This window comes from Azospirillum sp. UENF 312511 (assembly GCF_058780635.1).
Genome location: NZ_JBSNCG010000003.1, coordinates 924008 through 944227, shown reverse-complemented (window position 1 = coordinate 944227; position 20220 = coordinate 924008). Strand labels below are relative to the sequence as shown.

General features: G+C 64.1%; 19 protein-coding genes and 1 pseudogene. 11 read left to right on the top strand and 9 right to left on the bottom strand.

Going from position 1 to position 20220, the window contains the following annotated elements; all coding sequences use genetic code 11:
• Positions 1–36: 36 nt before the first annotated feature.
• Positions 37–204, bottom strand: a pseudogene (locus tag ACWPN7_RS15775) (transposase); the annotation flags it as partial.
• A gap of 243 nt (positions 205–447) precedes the next feature.
• On the opposite strand from ACWPN7_RS15775, the gene ACWPN7_RS15770 reads away from it, so the two are divergent.
• The 3 genes from ACWPN7_RS15770 to ACWPN7_RS15760 all read left to right on the top strand — a co-directional run bounded on the left by ACWPN7_RS15770 (position 448) and on the right by ACWPN7_RS15760 (position 2757).
• Positions 448–591, top strand: a complete 144-nt coding sequence (locus ACWPN7_RS15770; protein ID WP_174449736.1) for a hypothetical protein — start codon at positions 448–450, stop codon at positions 589–591.
• A gap of 271 nt (positions 592–862) precedes the next feature.
• On the top strand, positions 863–2101 hold the full coding sequence (locus ACWPN7_RS15765) for a PLP-dependent aminotransferase family protein (protein ID WP_459196859.1): 1239 nt from the start codon (positions 863–865) through the stop codon (positions 2099–2101).
• Complete coding sequence (locus ACWPN7_RS15760) at positions 2098–2757, top strand: methyltransferase domain-containing protein (RefSeq protein ID WP_174449738.1); 660 nt, start codon at positions 2098–2100, stop codon at positions 2755–2757. The genes ACWPN7_RS15765 and ACWPN7_RS15760 overlap by 4 nt, the downstream gene beginning before the upstream one ends.
• 9 nt (positions 2758–2766) lie before the next feature.
• On the opposite strand, the gene ACWPN7_RS15755 is transcribed toward ACWPN7_RS15760, so the two are convergent.
• From ACWPN7_RS15755 to ACWPN7_RS15720, 8 genes are all read right to left on the bottom strand, one after another.
• Positions 2767–5481 carry a P-loop NTPase family protein gene (locus ACWPN7_RS15755; RefSeq protein WP_459196860.1) on the bottom strand — a complete coding sequence of 905 codons (2715 nt, stop codon included), beginning with the start codon at positions 5479–5481 and terminating at the stop codon, positions 2767–2769.
• 9 nt (positions 5482–5490) lie between these two features.
• Positions 5491–6447: a tyrosine-type recombinase/integrase gene (locus ACWPN7_RS15750; protein ID WP_038529503.1), complete on the bottom strand. Its 957-nt coding sequence runs from the start codon at positions 6445–6447 to the stop codon at positions 5491–5493.
• A gap of 428 nt (positions 6448–6875) precedes the next feature.
• On the bottom strand, positions 6876–7787 hold the full coding sequence (locus tag ACWPN7_RS15745) for a plasmid partitioning protein RepB C-terminal domain-containing protein (protein ID WP_459196861.1): 912 nt from the start codon (positions 7785–7787) through the stop codon (positions 6876–6878).
• Positions 7784–8701 (bottom strand): plasmid partitioning protein RepB C-terminal domain-containing protein, encoded by a 918-nt coding sequence (locus tag ACWPN7_RS15740; protein WP_459196862.1) that lies wholly within the window; start codon positions 8699–8701, stop codon positions 7784–7786. The genes ACWPN7_RS15745 and ACWPN7_RS15740 overlap by 4 nt, the downstream gene beginning before the upstream one ends.
• Entirely contained in the window at positions 8698–10266 is a 1569-nt protein-coding gene (locus ACWPN7_RS15735; protein WP_459196863.1) for a recombinase family protein, read from the bottom strand. Before ACWPN7_RS15735 ends, ACWPN7_RS15740 begins: the two co-directional genes overlap by 4 nt.
• A gap of 115 nt (positions 10267–10381) precedes the next feature.
• Positions 10382–10660 (bottom strand): helix-turn-helix domain-containing protein, encoded by a 279-nt coding sequence (locus ACWPN7_RS15730; RefSeq protein ID WP_459196864.1) that lies wholly within the window; start codon positions 10658–10660, stop codon positions 10382–10384.
• A gap of 140 nt (positions 10661–10800) precedes the next feature.
• Positions 10801–11706, bottom strand: coding sequence for a LysR family transcriptional regulator (locus tag ACWPN7_RS15725; protein WP_459196865.1), 906 nt, complete (start codon positions 11704–11706; stop codon positions 10801–10803).
• A 125-nt stretch (positions 11707–11831) separates the two neighbouring features.
• Positions 11832–12419 carry a tyrosine-type recombinase/integrase gene (locus tag ACWPN7_RS15720; protein ID WP_459196866.1) on the bottom strand — a complete coding sequence of 196 codons (588 nt, stop codon included), beginning with the start codon at positions 12417–12419 and terminating at the stop codon, positions 11832–11834.
• 395 nt (positions 12420–12814) lie between these two features.
• Here ACWPN7_RS15720 and ACWPN7_RS15715 point away from each other — a divergent pair, with 395 nt between their 5' ends.
• The 8 genes from ACWPN7_RS15715 (at position 12815) to ACWPN7_RS15680 (ending at position 19586) form a co-directional block, all read left to right on the top strand.
• A complete protein-coding gene (locus tag ACWPN7_RS15715; RefSeq protein ID WP_349619630.1) occupies positions 12815–13057 on the top strand; it encodes a hypothetical protein in 243 nt (80 codons plus the stop codon).
• Between the two features lie 132 nt (positions 13058–13189).
• On the top strand, positions 13190–13318 hold the full coding sequence (locus ACWPN7_RS15710) for a hypothetical protein (RefSeq protein WP_492273354.1): 129 nt from the start codon (positions 13190–13192) through the stop codon (positions 13316–13318).
• Between the two features lie 474 nt (positions 13319–13792).
• Positions 13793–15457, top strand: coding sequence for a GAF domain-containing protein (locus ACWPN7_RS15705; RefSeq protein ID WP_492273353.1), 1665 nt, complete (start codon positions 13793–13795; stop codon positions 15455–15457).
• Positions 15454–16131, top strand: a complete 678-nt coding sequence (locus ACWPN7_RS15700; protein ID WP_492273352.1) for an adenylate/guanylate cyclase domain-containing protein — start codon at positions 15454–15456, stop codon at positions 16129–16131. The genes ACWPN7_RS15705 and ACWPN7_RS15700 overlap by 4 nt, the downstream gene beginning before the upstream one ends.
• Complete coding sequence (locus ACWPN7_RS15695) at positions 16128–16958, top strand: ABC transporter permease (RefSeq protein ID WP_200776254.1); 831 nt, start codon at positions 16128–16130, stop codon at positions 16956–16958. The genes ACWPN7_RS15700 and ACWPN7_RS15695 overlap by 4 nt, the downstream gene beginning before the upstream one ends.
• A complete protein-coding gene (locus tag ACWPN7_RS15690) occupies positions 16958–17623 on the top strand; it encodes a P-loop NTPase family protein (protein WP_456523530.1) in 666 nt (221 codons plus the stop codon). Before ACWPN7_RS15695 ends, ACWPN7_RS15690 begins: the two co-directional genes overlap by 1 nt.
• A complete protein-coding gene (locus ACWPN7_RS15685) occupies positions 17620–18621 on the top strand; it encodes an MlaD family protein (RefSeq protein ID WP_200776255.1) in 1002 nt (333 codons plus the stop codon). Before ACWPN7_RS15690 ends, ACWPN7_RS15685 begins: the two co-directional genes overlap by 4 nt.
• A gap of 38 nt (positions 18622–18659) precedes the next feature.
• Complete coding sequence (locus ACWPN7_RS15680; protein WP_456523531.1) at positions 18660–19586, top strand: hypothetical protein; 927 nt, start codon at positions 18660–18662, stop codon at positions 19584–19586.
• The last annotated feature ends 634 nt before the right edge of the window (positions 19587–20220 follow it).

Genomic DNA, 20220 nt, shown 5'->3' with positions numbered 1-20220 from the left:
AGGTCACCGGTGACGCCGCTGCATGGTCGCCTCCTACACGGAGGGCCGTCCCATCTCGCTGTAGAACGGCCGCAGATGGGCGCGGATGCCGGACAGATCGACAAACCGGTCGATCAAGCGAAGCAGATGATCCGACGGGATGTGGCGCTCGAGGCTGAACTCGTAGAACAGCGCCTCCTGCATCACCGTCCGCTCGCCCATCATGGCTGCGTCCTCCTTCTGCCAAGGAGGATTGAATCAGGGCTTCAAGCGGTCGGCAACACCGACTTTTTCAACACTATCGGCGCAAAGCGGACGATCTCACTCGTACCGAAAGGGGCAACTTCCCTGCCCCCGATATGGAGGTAAGCGTCGTCCTGAGGCTGCCTTGTGGGAATGGGGGCGGCGTGCTGAAATCTGGAGGTCGCCGCCACTGTGCGTGGCCGGCTCGGCATCGTGGCACGCAGCGTGATTTGCACCGCGGCGGTCCAGCGTATTGAGGTCATCACCGGCGCCGGTGGGTGGAGCACCTACTCGGCCGAGGAGGAGATCCGCTTGGTCGGCAAAGTCCGCGGCGGGCACGGCGCGGTGGCGCGCCGCCATGGCGTGTGAAACAGCCTGATCTAACTGACCACCTTGTTGATGATCTCCTCCGCGACAAGCGCCAGCCAGCAAGTGAGTTCAGAGGCGATCTCGCCCGTAACCTTTTCAGCGATCCTTCATCTCCCCCCGTACGAGAGTGCGCACGATATTCTCGCATTTTTTATGGTTTTTCGTTAAGCTGGGCACAGTCATGGGATGTGTGAAGCTGGCACGCCGCACGCATCCCATATCCTTCATTTTGGTCAGATAACTACTAATTATGAATGAGCATAGGCCATCTTTGCTCCGTCGTTCCGTTGCGCGGCAAGCGCGGATTCTGGATGGTTCGATCCTTCTCACGCCCGTCGATTCCTTTGCTCTGCACGATCCTCCCGATGCGGCCCTGGACAGGTTGGAAGGGCTCTACGCGACCGACCGCCCCCGGGGGCTGGAAGACAATCTGAAGAGCAAGATCTTGTTCTCCGGGCGGCGTCGCCTGTCCCACGACATCACTGCCATTTATCGGCAATGGTCGGAAGCGTTGGCGGCCGACGATCTTTCGATGCGGCTGCTGTCGGGGCTGCACGCGCATGCCACGATCTTCATGGGTCTTGGCCGGGTGGGAGAAACGGTCTTCCTGCTACCGGAAAAGGCGGGTGGCCATTTTGCGACCGCCGGAATCCTGGAGCGCCTCGGCTACAGGGTCGTCGAACCGCCGATCGATCTGGAGCGCCATCGCGTCGATATGGAGCGGGCAAAGCGGCTAGTCGACGGTAGCATTCTCTTCATCGATCGCAGCGAAGGGCTCGTCTATGAGGACTTCGGCCCTCTGACGGAAAACCCGGCGCTTTATTGCGTGCATGACGCCTCGCAATATCTGCCGGCCATTCTTACCGGCCGCTACCGGTCGCCCTTCGCGATGGGTTTCGATCTGCTGATCTCGACTCTGCACAAGAGCTTTCCCGGCCCCCAGAAGGCGCTGGTGGCGACGCGGACGCGCGACGAACGCTGGGAGCGGGTGAAACGGGTGATGAGCCAGTTCGTTTCCAGCCACCATGTCCGCTCCACCTATCTGGCCGGTTTGGGCCTGGAGGATATGGGACGGCTGGAGCGCTACACGGACCGGTTTCTGGAGAATGCGGTTGCCCTGGAGCAGGCCCTGGCGGATCTCGGCATCGACGTGGTGCGGCGGGCAGCCGATGCACCGCCGACCCAACATCTGTGGATCCGCTTCGACAGCGCGGAGGCGGCCTATGAAGCCTGCCGCCGGCTGGAACTCTGCCGCATCCACTCCAACTACCGGCTGCTGCCCTACGGGCTGGGCTACGGCCTCCGGCTCGGGACGACGGCGGCGACGCTGCAAGGGCTTAGGCCCACCCATGTGCCACGGCTGGCCCAACTACTCGGCGACATCCTGTCCGGCGGCTTCACCCTGTCGCGGCGGCACGCCGTGCGGGAACTGGCGAGCGCCATGGCCGACAGCGACGACCTGCGCTGCCCGTCGCCGCCTTCACCCGTGCTGTTCGGAGGGGTGCCATGACCGACGAGGCGTATCGCTACCAAGAGGCGGATTCGGTCCTGCTCGCCTGGGAGAGAGGCGTATGGGAGCCGTCGCCGCCGCCGCCCGCAGTCCATTCTGCCGCCTATCGACGGAAAATAGTCGGGCTTTTTAAGGGCCTGTGGACCGGATCCGCATCGCCTTCGCTGCTCAGCCTTGGATGCGGCAACGCCATGGTCGAGCTGGAGTTGTCCCAGGAAAGGTTCGACGTGCTGGCGACGGATTACGCCGGAGCGGCGGTGGCCCTGGCGGCGGGCAAAGGGCTGAAGGCAGAGATCCTGGACGTGCTCGCCCCGCCCGTTCCGTCCCGGCTTTATGATTTCGTCTATGCAGACGGGCTGCTGGGGCATATGGCGGTGCAGCCGCAGGGCGTGGAACGGCTGGCGGCCACGATGGCAACATTCGCGGGGCCCGGTGCCAGGATCGTGATGGCGCATGAATTGGCGGATGGCGAGGAGGCGGTCTGGAACGTGACAGGCCATGCTGGTTCGCGCTTCTATCGGCCACCGGCGGACGAGGCTTGGCAACTTCTGTCGTCCTGCCTGCCCGGATGGCGACGGCATTCGGTGGACATCGCCCATTACATCCGCCCCACCCGCGGGCCGAGACGCCGGGAAATCCTGGTTCTGACACAGTGAGGGCCGCGATCACTGGTGGATGATCGGGAAATAGGCGATCACGTCGTTGACGTCCGCCATTGAGATGTCAGGATCCGTCAGGACGTCGACGGTTTCGGAGATCCGCTTGTAGCCGTTCCGGACCCCGACCGTCCGGACGCTTTCCAGAACGGCCTTCGCTTCAGCCTGCGTCTCCCGGCTTCCTAGCATCGCGGCGGCCCGGAAGAGCTGGCACATGGCCAAGCCATAGGCGTTCTTGGCCTGCTCAAACGCCTTGGTCGCTTCGATCAAGGCGGCCGTCGCCTTCTTGCGGGCGCGGTCATGCTCCTGCCGCCCATCGTCACCCGCAGGACCACCCGAGACCAGCATGCACGCAGCCTTCCGGATGAAATACTTGAAATCATACAAATGCGGATAAGCGTCCAGATCCTTGAAGCCGGTCTTGGCGATGAATTGCCGGTATTCGCCGAGCGACAGCCGTATGTGCTCCAGTTTGACATCAGGCTGGGCCAGCCGCACCTCGAGAAGGCGTGGCTTTATGTATTCCGAGGTTTTGTCGCCGAACACGGCAAAGCCCTCGATGGCCTTCTGATAGGCGTCCATCGCCGCCGCCGCCAACTGATCGCGATCCGGTTCGGGTTTTCCGCTCACGCCTGCCAGCAGCAGCGTCTGCTTGCTGAAGGACGGCTTTTTCTTCAGCACCACCCGCTCGTAGAGATGCTGGTAGTGAATACTGTGGGAAACGAGGAATTTCTGACGGTAAGAAGTGAAACAGGGATGCTCCCTTTCCAGGACGATTGCCAATTTTCGGCTGAACAAGGAATAGACATTGTCTCCGGATGATTCCCCCAGGAGGTAGAGGAAGCGCACATGATCGAAAAGGACCCGGCGCGAAATATGGATGTATTCGAATTTACTTTCGGCGGTGAATTCCGCTTCGTTCTCTTCAAGAATCCGGGTGAGATCGGCAAGGATTTCGACCTCGAACCGGCCCTGGTGGGCAGCCAGATGCGCGCACCAGTAGCGGGCCGCGACCCTCACAAGCTCGGTGACGCCCTCCGTGTTCAGCACGGCGTTCAACCGATCGAGCGAATCGTCGCCATGCTCCGCTTCCACCGAGGCGATGGTGGCCCAGGCCCAGGCCATGGACCGGTCGCGCTCCCGCGTGGCGGCGGCCAAGCCCTGGCGCGCGTCCGCCCAGTCGCCGACCCGCTCCGCCAGCAGGGCCCGTTCATAGGTCAGGCGCATCCCCTCGGCGTTGGCGGGGTTGCGCTGCATGGCCCGCCGCATCAGGCCGAAGGCGCCGCTCACCATGGCCGCCGGGAAGCCGGTCCGCACGGCCTCGTCCTTTCCCAACTCCACCGCCAGCAGCCACGCCAGCAGGGAATCCTTTCCGACCCACGGCACCGTCAGCATCGCCTCGCCGGCGGCCTGGAACGCGCGCCTGAACTGGCCGGAGGCGTTCAGGCGGTCCTTCAGATGCTCTGCCAGTGCCTGATGGAACACGTAGACCCGGCGTTGGCCGATCGCTTCCAGCCCCAGCCCCTGCCGCCGCAGCCGGTTGAAGCATCTCTTCAGATAGAACCATTCGAGGGGATCGGAGAGATTGAAGGGCTGAACGGCCTTCAGACAGGTCTTCAGATCCGCTGCGGTGAACACGCCGCGATGGATCGACAGCACGGTGATGGTCGCCAGGACCTTGAGGGTGTCGCGATCCTCGGGTCGATCCGAGTTCATGTCCCGCATCAGCAGAAGATCCTGCACCGCCCGATCCATGTTGGCGGCACTTACTTGGTGCAGGCGCTGCCAGTTGACATGCGCCAGCCAGCGGATGGGGGAATTGTCCGGAACCGCCAGCATGTTCAGCTTGAGCGTGATGTCGTCGAACTCGTTCGACGGCTTGAAGACCGACCGCAGGGCAATAGGATCGGGCGTATCCAGGGCGAAGAAGGTGTCGTCCGCCTCCGCCTGCCGGAACGGGGCGATCACGTCCTCCGGGCACAGGGTGAAATACTTGCGCGGCTGCGACAGGACCAGCAGCATCTGGCATGGCAATTGCGTCCTGCGGATGAACCGGTTGAACGCTTCCAGCCGGTCGGCCGGTATCCGGTGGAAGTTGTCGATGATCAGGCTTGCCTGATTCAGGAAGCTGGCGTTCGCCTGTCTTAGAAGATTATCGAAATTATTACCATGGACGGCAAGGTCGAGATAATATATTTTTCGCGTGAGTTTTAAGAACTCCTGCTCGCACAAAAGTCGATCGATGATCACGATGGCGGTTGCGGTTTTCCCGACACCCGATTCGCCTTCCACTACGAAGAATTTCTTTCCCTTCCCCAGCGCCGCAACGACCTTTTCGGCAATGTCCCGCTGATCCGCTCTTTTGAAGGAGATGGAGAGGAAGTTCTCGTTGACCAGCAGTTGAGCCCAACCGGACGGCACCTCGGCGCCGCCGAGAGGCGTGCCGATCCTTGCGAACCTGTAGAGGAGAGACTTCAGGCCCGTTTCGACGGCCCACTTCAACTCCGCCAGATTCTTCCATTTCAAGATGATGGCGCTGCCGCCCGCCACCGCCAGGGCGGTCAGCAGGAGAAGATTCTCAGACGCGCTATCCTGCATCTTTTTGACGGTATAGCCGGCAACCAGACCACCGACGACGATGAAAAGCAGCAGCAGGGCCAGATGGTCCACGACATGGTCGTAGAAACGACGCAGCGCAGTAAATCGGAATGCGGCGGTCGGCATAATTAGTAGTTATCGTCTCGTTCCTCCCGCCGCTCGGGCGCGGGCTTCGGTGATGCTGGTGCGTAGGCTGGTGTCGGTGACGGTGGTGTAGCCTTCGGTCGTGCTGATGCTCTGGTGGCCGAGAAGGCGTTGCACAAAGCGAATGTCCAGGCCGTTTTCTAGAAGCTGTGTCGCCGCGGTGTGGCGGAGCATGTGCGGTGTTACGCGGCGGGCAAGTGCGGCGGCTTCCGCGGTTTCCCGGACGAGTTTGCGGATGTGTTGAGTAAATGCCGCCCCTTGGGCAGTGACGAGGAGGTGGTCTGTGCCATGCGCTGTCCGAGCGCGGGCGCCAAGATAGCTGGCGAGCAGAGCCCGCAGTTCGGGATCGGGTAGGAAAACCCGGCGCTGACGGCTGCCCTTGCCGTTGACGGTGATCACCCCCTCCGCCAAGTCAATGTCGTCCACGGTGACCGAGGCCAACTCGCCAACACGCAATCCGGTGCACAGTAGGACCTCCACCGCCAGCAGTGCTGTCAGGTCGTCCAGACTGGCGCGGCGCGCGGCGCGCTCCACCTTTGCCGCAGTCAGCCGGCCAGTGATGCCAGCGCGGGCGGCGGCGGCACTTTGCAGGCGCCGCGCCTCGTCGTTGGTCAGGCTGCGTGGCAAGCGCCGGGGCAGGCGAACACGCGCGTCAAGGCGGTGGAAGGGGCTGGTCTCGATCACCTCGTCCAGCTCCAGCCAGCGAAACATTACTTTCAAGCAGGCGATGCGCCGCCTGACGCTGGTCTCTTTCAGCTTTCGGGTGTCCATCAGGTGGGCCAAATACCGACGCAGCAGATGGCGGTCCACCGCTGTCACCAGTGTGGCTGCCCCGGCAAAACGCTCAAACTCACGCAGGTCGATGGCGTAGGCACGAATGCTGTGAGGTGAGAGATTCTTGACTCGGCAATGGGACAGGAATGCGACGCAGGCCTCATCAAGGGTCATGGGTGCAGTGGGGTAGGTCGCATACCTAAGTATGCATACTCCTTTTGTGCACTTATGAGAAGCGCGGTGCTTTCGCCTTCGCGTCGTTAGCTGTCAGGCAACAAAAACCGGAGTGATTCAGGCTTGTCGGACAGAGTTCCGGAAAAAGGGGCGTGAGCAGGAAAGCGACGATCAGCTGCGCGAGGATGTCGATGGCCGACCAGGACTTGGAGCTGGGGCTTGACGCCCTCACCAAAGTCGGCAGCGCCCACGTTTCCGTGGACACGGCGTCCGGCGCCGCTGCAGCGCCTTGATCGAGTCGATACCGATTCAAGGGAGTGGCTCCGGAAAGTACTGCGCTCGCCAATGGGAGCAGGGGAACGGCGTGTTGCCGGCGCACTCACGGATCCTGGTTCCGTGTGGCCGCGTAAGCGGCGAATCCGATGCCGTTACTCCCGTTCCGGTCCGCGCGCGTCGGACGCGACGGCTTCCATAATGCGCTTCAATTCTCCAACGATATCGCCATGATGTTTGGCGAGGTAAGAGGCCACGGCCGCGTTGCTGAGCAACTTGGTCATGAAGCCCTTGGCGACCACCAGCACCAGCATGGTCTCGCCGAGCGTGTCCTCCACGACCCGATAATCCTGATGCAGCTTTTCCATCTCGCGTTCCATGCGAGCAATGTCCTCCGGCGTGACGCCGGCGGCGGGCTTCGGCTTGTGGCCATCGACCAATTGCTCCGGCCGCGTCGTCGCCAGGATCATGCGTGCGTAATTGACCGTAAAACGGCTGGCCGACACCATCATCTCGGCCGCCACAATTTGACGCATGGGCTTCATCTTACGCAGAACGACGAACACGCCTTGGCTCACCATTCGGTCTTTCAGCATCGTGACCACTTCGGGGGCGATGCCCTTGAGCAATTGCTGGCGTTCACGGATGCGTTCGACATTGATATCGAAGGACTGCGCGATCCGCTCCGGAGCCAAGCCCATTTCGATCCCTTTCAGGATCATCTCATGCTCCTGGATAGGACTCAGACGGTTGATCCGCCGGTTGTAGGTAAAGCCCTCATCGTCGGTGGAAACAAGGCAGACCGCTTCCGTTCCGCCAAGCTCCTTCAGGGCTTCGAGCCGCAGGTGTCCGTCGAGCAGAATGTAGTGGCGGTCGTCCTCACCGGTCCCGCGCCCTTCCGGATGGACAGCCAGCGGCTCAATGATCCCGACCTCGCGGATCGTGGCGAGAATGGTCCGGTATTTCGGTGACTGGCGGATGTCCTTGCCAAGCTTGCGGGTCGGCAGGATATGGTCAACCGGGACGGTGATGGTCTCTCTCTCGAAGCCGTTCCGAACGTGGATCATGGCCGCGCGTCTCCCGACAACCGATCAGCCAACACCTTGGGCATGTCGTCGATGCCTTCGGCGCGCAGGAGGGTGCGGAAATGTTCGTCCGCCAGCAGCCGGCGGAGCATGGTCGTCACGAACAGGAGCCGTTGCTCGCCGATCTCCGCCTTCTTCACCAGAAGGCTCCGTCGACGAACCTCCGTCTGATAGGTCTGGAGCAACTTGTGCGGGGTCATCGCCGTGTCGATCTTCTGCGTCCAACGTCCATACTGCTTGCCCAGCACCCGGCGGCGGTCGATGAGCCGACGGACCTGGATCAACTGCTCACCACGCAGAAGCCCTGTCTCGTAAGCCTCCATCATCGCAACCTGGATATCCTCATCGCCCGCCCTGGCGATCTGGGAGGCGAGATTGATGGGCAGCCAACCCTTCTCGACGGCGGCGATGAGACGTTCCTCGCCGGCCTTCAGCAGGACGAGGATGCCACTGATGTAACTGGGATCAAGGCCGGTCTTTTCGGCGATCTTCATCACACCGTAGCCTCGCTCCTCCAGCACGCGGACCGCGGTGAGCAGATCCCGATTGGAATGCTTGCGGCGGGCGAGGTTCTCGATAAGGCTGATGAGGTAGAGGTCGGCTTCGCCGGCTTCGACGACCATCGCAGGAATCCGAGTCTCGCCCAGCGCCTTGAACGCTTCCATCCGGCCCTGGCCGCACACCAAGTCGTAAAACGGCCCTTCGCTGTCGGCGCCGTTTTCAGTCACGGTGACCGGGCGCTTCAGGCCGACGGTGGCGATGCTCTCGACGAGGCCGGAAAACACCTTTTGATTGCGGCTGCGTGGGTTCAGAACCCGGATGCGGTCGATGGGGATCCACCGGATTTCCGAAGGCCCGCCGACATGGTGTGCGGCGGGTTGTTTTCTCGAACTCATCCTGGCACCTCCTTGAGGCTGACGCGCTTGGCCATGTTCATCAAGGCGCTCAGACCGTCGAAGCGGTAGGCGTCGATGCCGGCTCCGTTCTCCTCCGCCAACCGTAGTTTCGGCGCCGTCATGTCGATGGAGGGAAGCAGATAGTAGTCACGGACATCGTCGTTGCCGGGCGTCATCCGCACCGCCACGGTCAGGTCGGGGACCAGCCCGGCATCGAGCCGAATCACCCAGCGCCGTGCCCCGGCTGGGGTTTCCTGGCAGCGGCTCAACACCAGCGACACGGTGAATTCCTCGTTGACGGTCAGAAGGTCGGTGCGTGCATCGATCGCCACCCGGCCGCCGGCTTGGCGGATGCGGGCGAGGGTATCCTCGACGAGGCGGGGGTGGAGATCGCGGAGGTGGCGGTTGATCTCGATATAGCGGTAGTCCCGTCCGGGCCGATAGCCGATCAGCGAATAGGCTCGTACCAAGCTGCCGAAGCGGTGCCGGTAGGCGCCGCTGGAGGGCATGCCCTCGCACTCGTCGATGACGAGACCGGAAAGGTATCCTTGATGCGCCAGCAGGCTCTTCAGCCGCTCCAGCATCTCCGGGTCGGACAGCCGTTGGCTGCGCGTGAGGATGAGAGCCTGTGCGGCCTGGAACAGCCCCGGATCAAGGATGGGGGCGAACGCTCCTTCGGCCCTGATCCACATGTCAGACCGGTTGACCACGCGTTTGCCTTTCAGTTTGCAGGAAATCCGGTTGTAGATGTTGGTGCCGATGTACTTCTCGTTGGTGAGCAGTTGATGGACGCTGCCCCGCGTCCAGGGGCGGCCGAAATCGGTGAGCTTACCCTCGGTGTTGAGGAGTGCGGCGATCTCTCCCTCGGTCTTTCCGTCCTCAACAAAGGTGCGATACACCCGTCGTACGGTTTCGATCTCATCCTCTGGACCAGGAACGAGGATCACCCTGTCGGTCTGAAGGCTCTTGCGCTCACCGGGGCCCAGCAGGCTCTTGGGTCGCCGATCCTGATCGATCATCTGCCGGCGCAAGCCGTAGCCGGCCGGCCCGCCCTGACGAAAACCCAGCTCGATCAGGCGGCACTGACCGGCAAAGACCTTGTGCGACAGCTCGCGGCTGTACTCCCCAGCCATCTTGCGCTTGATCATCTTTTGAAGGTCGGATCCCATGCTGCCGTCGTTCTCGAACGACTCGGCGCAGTACTCGACCCTTACACCCGCGCGTTTGCAGACGTACTCGTAATAGGCGCTCTCGTCAGCGTCTTGGAAACGTCCCCATCGGCTGACGTCGTAGGCCAGAATCACTGAATAGTGGGCACGGCCATTCTGGACGTCGTCGATCAGGCGCTTCAGGCCGTTGCGGCCATCGATGGCCAGCCCGCTCTTGCCTTCATCAGCATAAGTGCGAATGATTTCAAGGCCATGTCGGGCAGCGTATTGTCGTATGGCATCGGCCTGATTCTCGGTTGAGTATTTTTGATGTTCCGTCGACATCCGCACATACTCAGCCGCCCGCACCGGGCGGGAAGGATCAGGAGAGTCGGCATCCGTCCGGAGGGAGCGCATGGCGAAAGCAACTTTTCAGGACCGTCGCCTTCCAAATTATTTTACGCAGTGTATAAACGCAAGCGTCAAAGCCGCAGCGCGTCCACCTATCGCCCAGGGCGACGTGGTCGTAAGATCACGACGCGGCTTTCAGGAGTGTTCGTGCCAAAGAGAAGGGGAGCGCGGCTCCGTCGCCGGTGAAGATCCAGTCGGTGGTGATCCCGTGCAATTCCTTCAGTCGCGCCATAACCAACGGGTCAGGCAGGCGTTTGCCGCTTTCCCAGTGATTCCATGTCGCCGCCTTTACCCCCAAAGGCTCGTAAAGGTCCTTCTGGGTAAGGCCGAGCGCCAACCGGGCCGCTCGCAAGCGATTGCCGATGGCCTTCAGGTCGTCGAGATGGCGCTTTCGGGTCATGATCAATAGGTTACTCAGCGTAAAGAAAAGAGGCAAGGCACAACAACGCCGAATTGCCACGTTCACAGCGTCATCATGGGCGAACGCGGCACGGGTACCCGCCTCCCTTCCAACCCGCCACCGTGGACTTGGCGTTGCCGTCAGTTGCCCGCGGCCCGGGTGCAGGTCACCAGGAAATCGATCAGGCGCTGGGCCGACGCGTCCAACTCATCCCCGGCGCGGGTGCAGATGGCCAGTTCGCGGCGCGCCCACGGCTCGTCGAGCAGCAAGAGCGTCAGCCCAAAGGCGGCCACCAGCGGCTGCGCCGCCAGTTCCGGCAGGATGCCCAGCCCCAGCCCGTGCAGCACCATCTGGCACATGGCCTCGAAACTGCGGACTTGCACGCGCACCCTCGGGGTCTGCCCGCTGCGGCGCGCCTGATCGGTCACAAGCCGGTGCACGGCGGTTGCATGGTCGAGCGTGACGAGTTCTTCCTTGAGAACCGACGCGAAGGCGACCGGGCCGCCATGGGCCAGAGGATGGTCGGACGGCACGACGATGGCCAGGCGGTCTTCGGCGTACGTCCGGGTGCGGAGTTGCCACAGGTCGCCACCCCGCACGATGATGCCGATGTCTGTTTCCTTCTGGTAGAGCGCCTCGACGATCTCGACACTCGGGCGCTCCTGCAGTTCCAGACGGATCGAGGGGAAGGCGCGGGCGAACGCGGACAGGTCGCCGGCCAGCCGCTGCACCAGCGCCGAGCTGCTGGCGAACACCCGCACGGACCCCCGTACGCCGGCACGGTAGTCGGCCAGTTCGGCGTCGAGCTGCTGGTTCATCCCCAACACCCCGCGCGCGTAGCGCAGCACCGCCAGCCCCGCCGGGGTCGGCTCCACGCTGTAGGGCAGCTGGTGCAGCAGTGCGGTGCCGCAGCCGTCCTCCAGGAGCTTCACGGGCCGGCTCGCTGCCGACAGGGCGAGGTTCGACTGGCTGGCGGCGCGCGTGATGCTCTTCGTCTCGCACACCCGCAGGAACAGCAGCAACGTCTGGACATCGTGCCGCACCATCCACTACCCCCATCGGCAGCGGGCCGCCTTGTCCGATTCCGCAGGCAATCAGTGTGCAGCAGCCCCGACACCGGTGCAACGGCGCTTCCGCCTTCGAATTCCGCGAAGGCTGACTACAGGGAAATCTAATTCGTTTGTGCAGCAAACAAATGATGTCGTTTCTTCAAGAACGCACTTTGACCTCCAAGCGGCGGCCGGGTGCACGGATAGCACCGCGTAGCGGTCCTTGCCCCCTTACCCTGCTCGATGCGGATGAGCATGCGGGAGCCGTCGATATCGGCGACCTTCAGCGTGATCACCTCCGAGACGCGCAGCCCGGCTCCATAGGCTGTCGCCAACGCGGCGCGGCATTTCAGGCTGGGCACCGCCTCCAGGAAGCGCACGACCTCATCGGCGCCGAGCATCACCGGCAAGCGCCGCGGTTCCCGGGCGTAGGAGATCCGCTCTGGGACCTCCGCCTGTCCGAGCGTGACGCCATAGAAGAAACGGAGCGCCGCGACCGTCTGGTTGAGGCTGGCCCAGGAAATGCCTTGGGAAATCAGCTGAACCTGGAAGGTGCGGACCTCGTCCAAGCCGAGCCTCTCCGGCGACCTCCCGAAAAAGCGGCTGAACTTGGCGACCGCGTGGACGTAGGACCGTTGGGTCGCCGGCGATAGATTACGAACCGTCATGTCCTCGATCATGCGGCGGCGCAAAGGGCTCATCTCAGCCATCGGATAGCTCCTGTCGTGAGACGGGGCGGAAATGCCCGCACCCTCCAGACAGAAGTCGATCCAACTCGATCGCCCTATACCGCGTCAGCGGTTTCGTTCAATCCCTCTCAGGGAGTCAGCACTTCCGCTCCCTGGTATCATACGTTCAAACCGTCGAACAAAATCATGCAAAGTGGCACCTCAGAAGAGCCATTGCACCACGCCGAATTACATCCCACTGTGACGGGACCAGGAGCAGGCGCATACCACACTAGTGCTGCTTAACAGCAGAAGAATTCGATCAAAGCTCCTGAGTCGCTTCCCTTTCGCGTCCTAGACGGGCTGCCGTTCCTGCTGAGGATCGGTTTCAGCGTTTTGCATGAAACATGAACGCCGGATTGGAAAAGGAGGTCGTCATGAGTCGTTTCCTTACAATTCTCGCCATCGCTGCCGCCCCCATTCTGCTGGCCGGATGCACCACCCAGCTGAGTTCAGAGGACCGGGCTATGCTTCAACAGGCGCAGGCTGACGCCCGCGATGCCAAGGCCGAGGCCGCCAGGGCCACTGCCGCGGCGCAGGCGGCCTCCACCGCGGCCAGGACCGCCAACGACAAGGCCGACCGCATCCTTGCGGCCGCGGCGGAGCGCAAGGCTCGGTGACGAAGGGCAGGCGGCTCCGGCTCAGTGCAGAGGCGACGGCGACGATCCGAACAGGATGCGCACCGGCAATCCGGTGCGCATCCTGTTCGGCCTTGCGCGCATGATCCCTCCACTTCGGTGCTGTGCGGCCCGGTGACCTTCAAGATCAACAGCCAACCGCTGGAGCACGATTTCGCAGCCAACGCGATGGCCGCATCTTGGGCAACTCGTAATGCGCTGATGCCACCCAACCGCACCGGAAACGCCGAGAATTTAGAATAATCATTCTTCTTGGAGATCGTGCCATCTGTCTGCGTATATCTTCTTTACCATCAATTATGATGCTCTATGGATACCATCGCAATAAAGCATCTTATGATGTAAATACTAAACTATACAGAATTTTATTTGCTCGTCGGGGTCGGCCGGCCGGTAGGCTTCCTATTTGAGGCCATTGCCACGCGTTGCATCTCCTCTTGTCCACTGGACTGGCCCCGATCCCAGAAATAATTTGTAATTATCCTGCAAAACGGCACTTCCATGTGTTGCGTGGATTTGACGATAAGGAAGGGCGCTTCGCCGGACCATTTCATGCTGGCTCTATCCTATGCCCATACAGCTTGCCTTCACATCACCCGATGGGGCGGGGCGCAGTCGCCTTCCGATCTGCGGCCACCCGACCGTTGCCGACGCCCGTCCTGACAGTGTCGGCCACAAAGATGACCTGCGGCAACGGATCGACGCTCGGAGGCTCGCATGGCACGGTGGGACATCGTTGATGTCGATGCTGATCCGGCAGAGGTTCGGCGCCGTCGCCGCCGCCGGTTCTTCCGCTTGGGCGTCCCGATCCTCGGGGTTTTGGCGATGGCTGCTGCCCTGGTCGGAACAGCGCTTTACTCCTACGCCATGAACCGGCGGGATGCGCTGCTTCTGACCCAGAATCTGATCGAGGCGCTGGACCATCGCCTCGCCAGTCAGGTTTCGACTTATCTGGAGGTCGCCGCCGATGCGGTTGGCATCCTGTCCTCCGTCGACGGCGGTCCCGAGGCTCCGGCCTCGGAAACGCTTGCGCTCGCCGTGATGCGAACCCGCCCGCATCTCACCGCCCTGTATGTCGGGGCGGAGGACGGCCGCTTCATGATGGTCCAACGCTCTGCGACTGGGGCGCTGGATACGAAGCGCATCACGGTCGGGCCGAAAGGACGAACCGTCGCCTGGACGCGCCGCGACGCGGACGGCAGGGTGCGCGCGGTCGAGGCAGACCCCGGCGACCTCTTTGATCCGGCGTCACGCCCTTGGTTTCGCGCAGCGCTCGCCGAGAACCGATTCGTCTGGAGCGATATCTACGTCTTCTTCACCCGGCAATCGCCGGGCATCACCGTATCCCGCTCCATTTCTGGTGGCTCCGGTGTGGTCGCCGCTGCCGACCTTGACCTGACGGACATCGGTGGCGTCCTGAGCGGGCTGAAGGTCGGGGCATCCGGCAGGGCGGTGCTGGTCGACGGCAGCGGCCGTCTGGTCGCGGTGCCGGATGTCGGTTCCATGCTGCGGCCGGATGGAGAGACGCTGCGCCCGGCGCGGATCGAGGAACTGGGCGACCCGTTGATTCAGGAAGCGTTCAACCGGATCCGCATCGCGGGCGAGACCCGCGGGGTGATGGACATCGACGGAGACCGGTATGTGGTGTCGGCCCGCGTGCTGCGCGAGACGCTCGGGCGGAACTGGTGGCTGTTGCTGGTCGCCGCCGAAAGCGACTTCGTCGGCTTCGTGGCCGCCAACAACCGCACGACGTTGCTGCTGTCCGGGGCGGTCGTCCTGCTCGCCGTGCTCATGGCCGGGTTCCTTGCCTGGCAGGCCTATGCCGCCGACCGTGCCGCACACGCCATGCGCCGCCGACAGCGGGAGCTTGAGCGGCAAGGCGCCGCGTTGGCCGAACTGGGCAGGTTGGAAACGATCGCCGATCCCGGCGATGCGACGGCGCTCCGGCGGGCGACGGAAATCGCCGCGGATGCCACGGTGGCGGATGGCGTCAGCCTGTGGCGCATCGACGGGGATAAGTTGATTTGCGCCGATGGGTTCGACCGGGAAAGCGGCGGGCATGTCGCGGCGGCGGTCATTCCGCTCGACCGCAGCCCGCTGCTGAGCAAGAATCTGTTGGCCGGCGAGATCGTGACGGCCACCGACGCCGCGTCGGACCCGCACACGTCGGGCCTCGTCCCGTACCTCGATGCGACGGGCCGGCGCTCTCTCCTGGCGGTGCCGGTCCGGGCCGGAGGGCGCACATTGGGCTGCCTCTGGATCGAAGACGGGGCCGGCGACGCCGGTGCGGGTGAAGGCTTTGCCCGGATCCTGGGCATGCTGCTGTCCCCCGGCTCGTCGCATCGCGGGACCATACGCTCGCCGCCGCGGAACAGCCCATGACCCTTGCCGCCGAAGCCGGCGGCCTGCCGTTTGCTCCGTCGACGTTGCGGAGCGCGTCGATTGCATCCGAGCGCAACCGCCTGCAACTCCGCGAGATCGTGAGGCGGGGATTGCAGAGCGACCAGGTCCAGGCCATGCGGTTTCCGCAGGTGACCGTGCTGGTTCTGCGGATGGCCGACGACATCGCCCTGGCGACCGGCGACGCGGCGGAAACCGTTGCCATTGGACAGATCGTCGCCGCCTGTCAGAAGGCGGCGGAACGGCACGGCATCCGCTACCTGAAGATCCTGACCGACCAGATCGTCGCGGCGGAAGGCTTCGACGGAAATCCCATCGCCGCGGCCGCCCGGCTTGCCACGCTGGCGCTGGAGATCGACGCCGAATGCGCCGGGCTGTTCACGCGGCTGGGGCGACCGCCGGGCTACGCCATGGGTTTGGACAGCGGGCCGGTGATGGGCTCGGCCATCGGTTTCGGCCAGGTGGCGTTCAATCTCTGGGGTGAGGCGGTGCGCGTCGCCGGCGTCATGGCTGTGGCGGCGCCGGGCGGCGCCATCCAGACGACGGAGGCCACCTATGCACTGCTGCGCGACGGATTCGCCTTCCGCGCGCGCGGCGCCTTCTATCTGGAGCGGCTGGGCGAGATGACGACCTTCTACCTACGGGGCCGGCTGTGACCGACACACCCGCCCCGGCAACCGGAACGGTCCAGGCCGGCGATGGAACGGGCAGCAGAACGGCCAGAGCCTGGCGGCACGGTTGGGTTGTCGAGACGGCGGCGGTCGGGGCTGCGGTGCTCATTCATATGGTCCGGCCGGTCACGTGGCGCCGGTCGGTGCGGCGCGAGTTCGTCCACTTCATGGGCATCGCCGGTGTGGACATCGTGCCGACGGTCGTGATCGCCGCGATCCTTGCCGGTTTGGGGCTGCTGTTCCAGGGGCTCTGGTGGCTGGAGCAGGTCGGTCAGGGGCAACCGGTCCGAAACATCATCCACACCGTCCTGGTGCGCGAGGTGGCGCCGTTGGCGGTCGGACTGCTGTCGATCGGCCACAGCGGGCTGATCATCGTGAATGAACTGAGCCGGATGCGGGCCGATGGGCGACTGCGGGCACTTGATTCCCAGGGCATCGACCCCTTCGTCCTGTTCGTCGTGCCGCGGGTTGCCGCGCTGTCGGTGAGCCTGTTTTGCCTGACGATGCTGTTCGCGGCGATCGCTCCGGCAGCCGGACTGCTGACCGCCTTGCTTCTCGGCGTGACCAACCTGTCGTTCAGCGCGGTCCTGGTCAGCGTTCTCAGCACCATCGGTGCGCAGGGGTACGCCGTGCTGCCGCTGAAGTCCCTGGGCATCGGCTTTGCGATCGGAACCGTTTGCTGCGTCACCGCGATGGCCGAGCCAAGCAACCCGAACCGCAGCGGTGACGACGCACGGCTGGCTGTCGGGTTCTTCCGGTCCTTGTTCCTCATGTTTCTGGTCAGCGGCACCATCAGCGTCCTGGTGCGGTGATGGCCGATCCGCCGGTGATCGAGTTCGACGGCGCGGCGCTGGAAAACGGCATCACGGTCGACTTGGCGCTGCACGCGGGTGAACTCGCTCTGATCGATCCTGGCGACGAGTCCCACGAGCGGGCCGTGGTCGATGCCGCCTGTGGCCTGACCATTCCGGTCCGGGGAGCCGTGCGCATGCTTGGCCGGGATTGGCGCCGGCTCCCGCCCGATCTTGCCAACGCGCTGCGCGGCCGCATCGGGCATGGTTTCCGGCCGGGCGCCTGGATCTCCTACCTGAGCGTGCTCGACAACATCATGCTGGCGCAGCTCCATCACACGACCCGGCCCGATGCCGACATCCGCAACGAAGCCGTCCGCCTGTCGATGGCCTTCGGGCTGCCCGGCGTGCCGACCGGCCTGCCGGCGGACTGCGGACCCGGCGACCTGGCGCGGGCGGGTCTGGTGCGGGCCTTCATGGGATCGCCGGCACTGGTCATCCTGGAGAGCCCGCCGGGCGATCTGACCGGTGCCCTGGTCAACAGGATCCGCACGGTGCGCGACCGGGGCACCTCGGTGGTCTGGCTTACCCTCGCCCCGGAGCTGTGGCACGATCAGGCGATTCCAGCCAGTCAACGCTGCCGGCTGCACGGCGGCGTCATCGCAGCGGCGAAGGACCGGCCATGACGACGGACCGGCAGGCGGCCATCCCATTCGGCGTCCAATCCGGCTTCCGGCAGACCAGCCGGCGCGTCGGCCTGCTGGTGCTGGTGGCCGGCGCCCTGTTCGTCGCCGGGGTGCTCCAGGCGGGCCTGCTGGAGCGGCTGCTGAATCCATCGGTGACGCTCCGCGTCGTCCTGCCGGTCGACGGCCTTGCCGGCCTCACCCGCGGATCGGGCGTGCAGGTGCTGGGCACCGACGCCGGCCGGGTGGAGGAGATCGTCATCGATCCCAACGCAAGCTTCTACGCCGTCGTCCGGATCGAGCATGCCATGCAGCCCTTCATCCGCAGCGACTCCCGCGTCCTGATCCGCAAGCAGTTCGGCATCGCCGGGGCCTCCTTTCTGGACATCTCGCGGGGCGCCGGAGCGCCGCTGGATTGGGATTACGCGGTTCTGGAAGCCACGACCGAACGTGCGGCCACCGACGATCTTGGGAGGCTGGTGCAGGATCTGAGCGCCCGGGTGATCCCGCTCCTCGACAAGACCGACCGGGCGGTCGCCGCCCTGGCGGCCCTGGCCGAACGGCTGGAGCGGGGCGAGGGAACCGTTGGTCGCCTGCTCGCCGACGACACGGTGGCGCTCGGGCTGGAGGAGGCCGCCCGGATGGCGCCCCAGTCCATCGGCCACGCCGACGCGGCGCTGATCGCGGCCACGGACCTGCTCCGTGAGCTGATGACGGCGGCCCGGATGGTGCCCCCGTCCATCGACCATGTTGACGCGCTGCTGGTTTCGGCCGACCGTCTGTTGCAGAACCTGCACCGCCTGACACCACAGCTCCGCAGCCTTGTCGGCCGGGCCGATTCCGCCACGGCGGAGGTGCCGATGTTCATCGCTCAGGCGCAGGCGACGATGACCGAGTTGGAAAAGCTGCTGGTGACCCTCCAGAGCCATTGGCTGATCGGCAACGGCGGCGCTCCCCAAGCCCAACGCAGGCCCCTCTCGCCGCTTGAGGTCCGCCCATGAGGCTGCCGCGGACCGGCTCCGCGGCGGTGGCGACTCTAATGGCGATTGTGTTCAACGCGATGCTTCCGGTCGGCTGTGGCGGACGGCCATCGGCGGTGATCGACACCGGTGGAGTTGACGACGCCCACACCGTGTCGATTTTGGAGACCGCACGCCATGCCTTCCTCGCGGGCCGATACGACCAGGCGGCTGCCGGGTACGCCCGCGCCCTGGACCGCGCTCATGCACTCGACGATGCCGCCGCCATCGCCTTGGCGGGGCAGGAATTGGCGATTTCGGACCTGCGCAGAGGCAAAGCGGAGAGAGCGGCAGCGGTCGCCGCGCGGACCCGGTCCGACCTCGCACGTCGAGGGCATCCCGGTCTCCCGGCCTTGGCCCTGGTCGAGGCGACCGCCCGCTACCGGCTGGGTCAGTCGCAGCAGGCGTGGCAGCTTGCGCAGGAGGCCATCGAGTCCAGCAAGGATCCGCTCATCTCCGCGCGCGCCACATATCTGACGGGGCTTCTGGCGGCCGACCGCGGAGACAGGACCGCGCTGCGGATCGCGATCAAGGGATTGCCGGCATCCGAGCAGCCGGAACTGGCGGCCGACCGGCTGGCGCTGACCGGGCGGCTTGCCCTGTTGGATGGTGAGGCCGGCGCGGCCTTCAACGCTTTTACGGCCGAGGAGCGGTTACGGCGCGCCAGCGGTGACGAAGCGGGGGTTGCCCGCGCGCTGACCTCGGCAGCGCAGGCAGCGGAGAAGGGAGGGCGGCGATCGGAAGCGGCCGACTTTTACTTCCGGGCTGGCCGAAGCGCCGTCCAGGCGGGGTCTGGCGGCGACGAGGCGGCGGCGTTGCTGCACCACGCTGAACAACTCGCCCGCCAGACCAGCCAGCCCGAGCTTGCCGCGGAGGCTGTCCGGCTTCGGCGCGCGCTTCCACGTCTCGGAAGGGCGGCGGATGGTGAGGAACGGCAGGCCTGGTGATTCCATTGGTCGAACCCAACCCGCATTCGGCGGCTCTTAAAGTAATGCTGAAGCCGGTGAAATTCAGACCGGGTTGTTCGAGACGGAACTGCAGTCACCTCCCCCCGACCAGATTCATGAGACGGCACGATGCCGAACATGCAGCCTCATTGGAAACCCCCAATACGGCGGCCGAAGGCCAAACGGGAAAAAGGAGAACTCCTTCCAAAAGAGTCATGCTTGGATTTGAACTGCATGATCCTGCAATACGGGCTTATGGATGCGGAAACGAGACCCCGTCATGCTGTTTGATGTCTATAATCCTGCTGTATGGAATCGTGAGCCTCCTCCGGATTGGTGGACACCTCTGTTAAGCTCCCGCTGGGAGCGGAGAGGTGGACATGACGGCGACACGGCGCTGTTACGGACGAGCGCAAGCGGGAGGCCGTGGTCCTGTTGGAAAGCAGTGGCCGGTCCCTGGATCACGTCGCCAAGGAGTTGGCATCCAGCCGTTGATGAGCCGCAAGGGGAACTGCTGGGGCAATGCGCCGATGGCTACAGAACTCCTGAGCAGGCCGAGTTGCAGGTCGCATAACCCGGTGTCCATTGTGCCGGGTGATGCTCACGGTCTCCCTCCGCCAAAACCAGACACCAA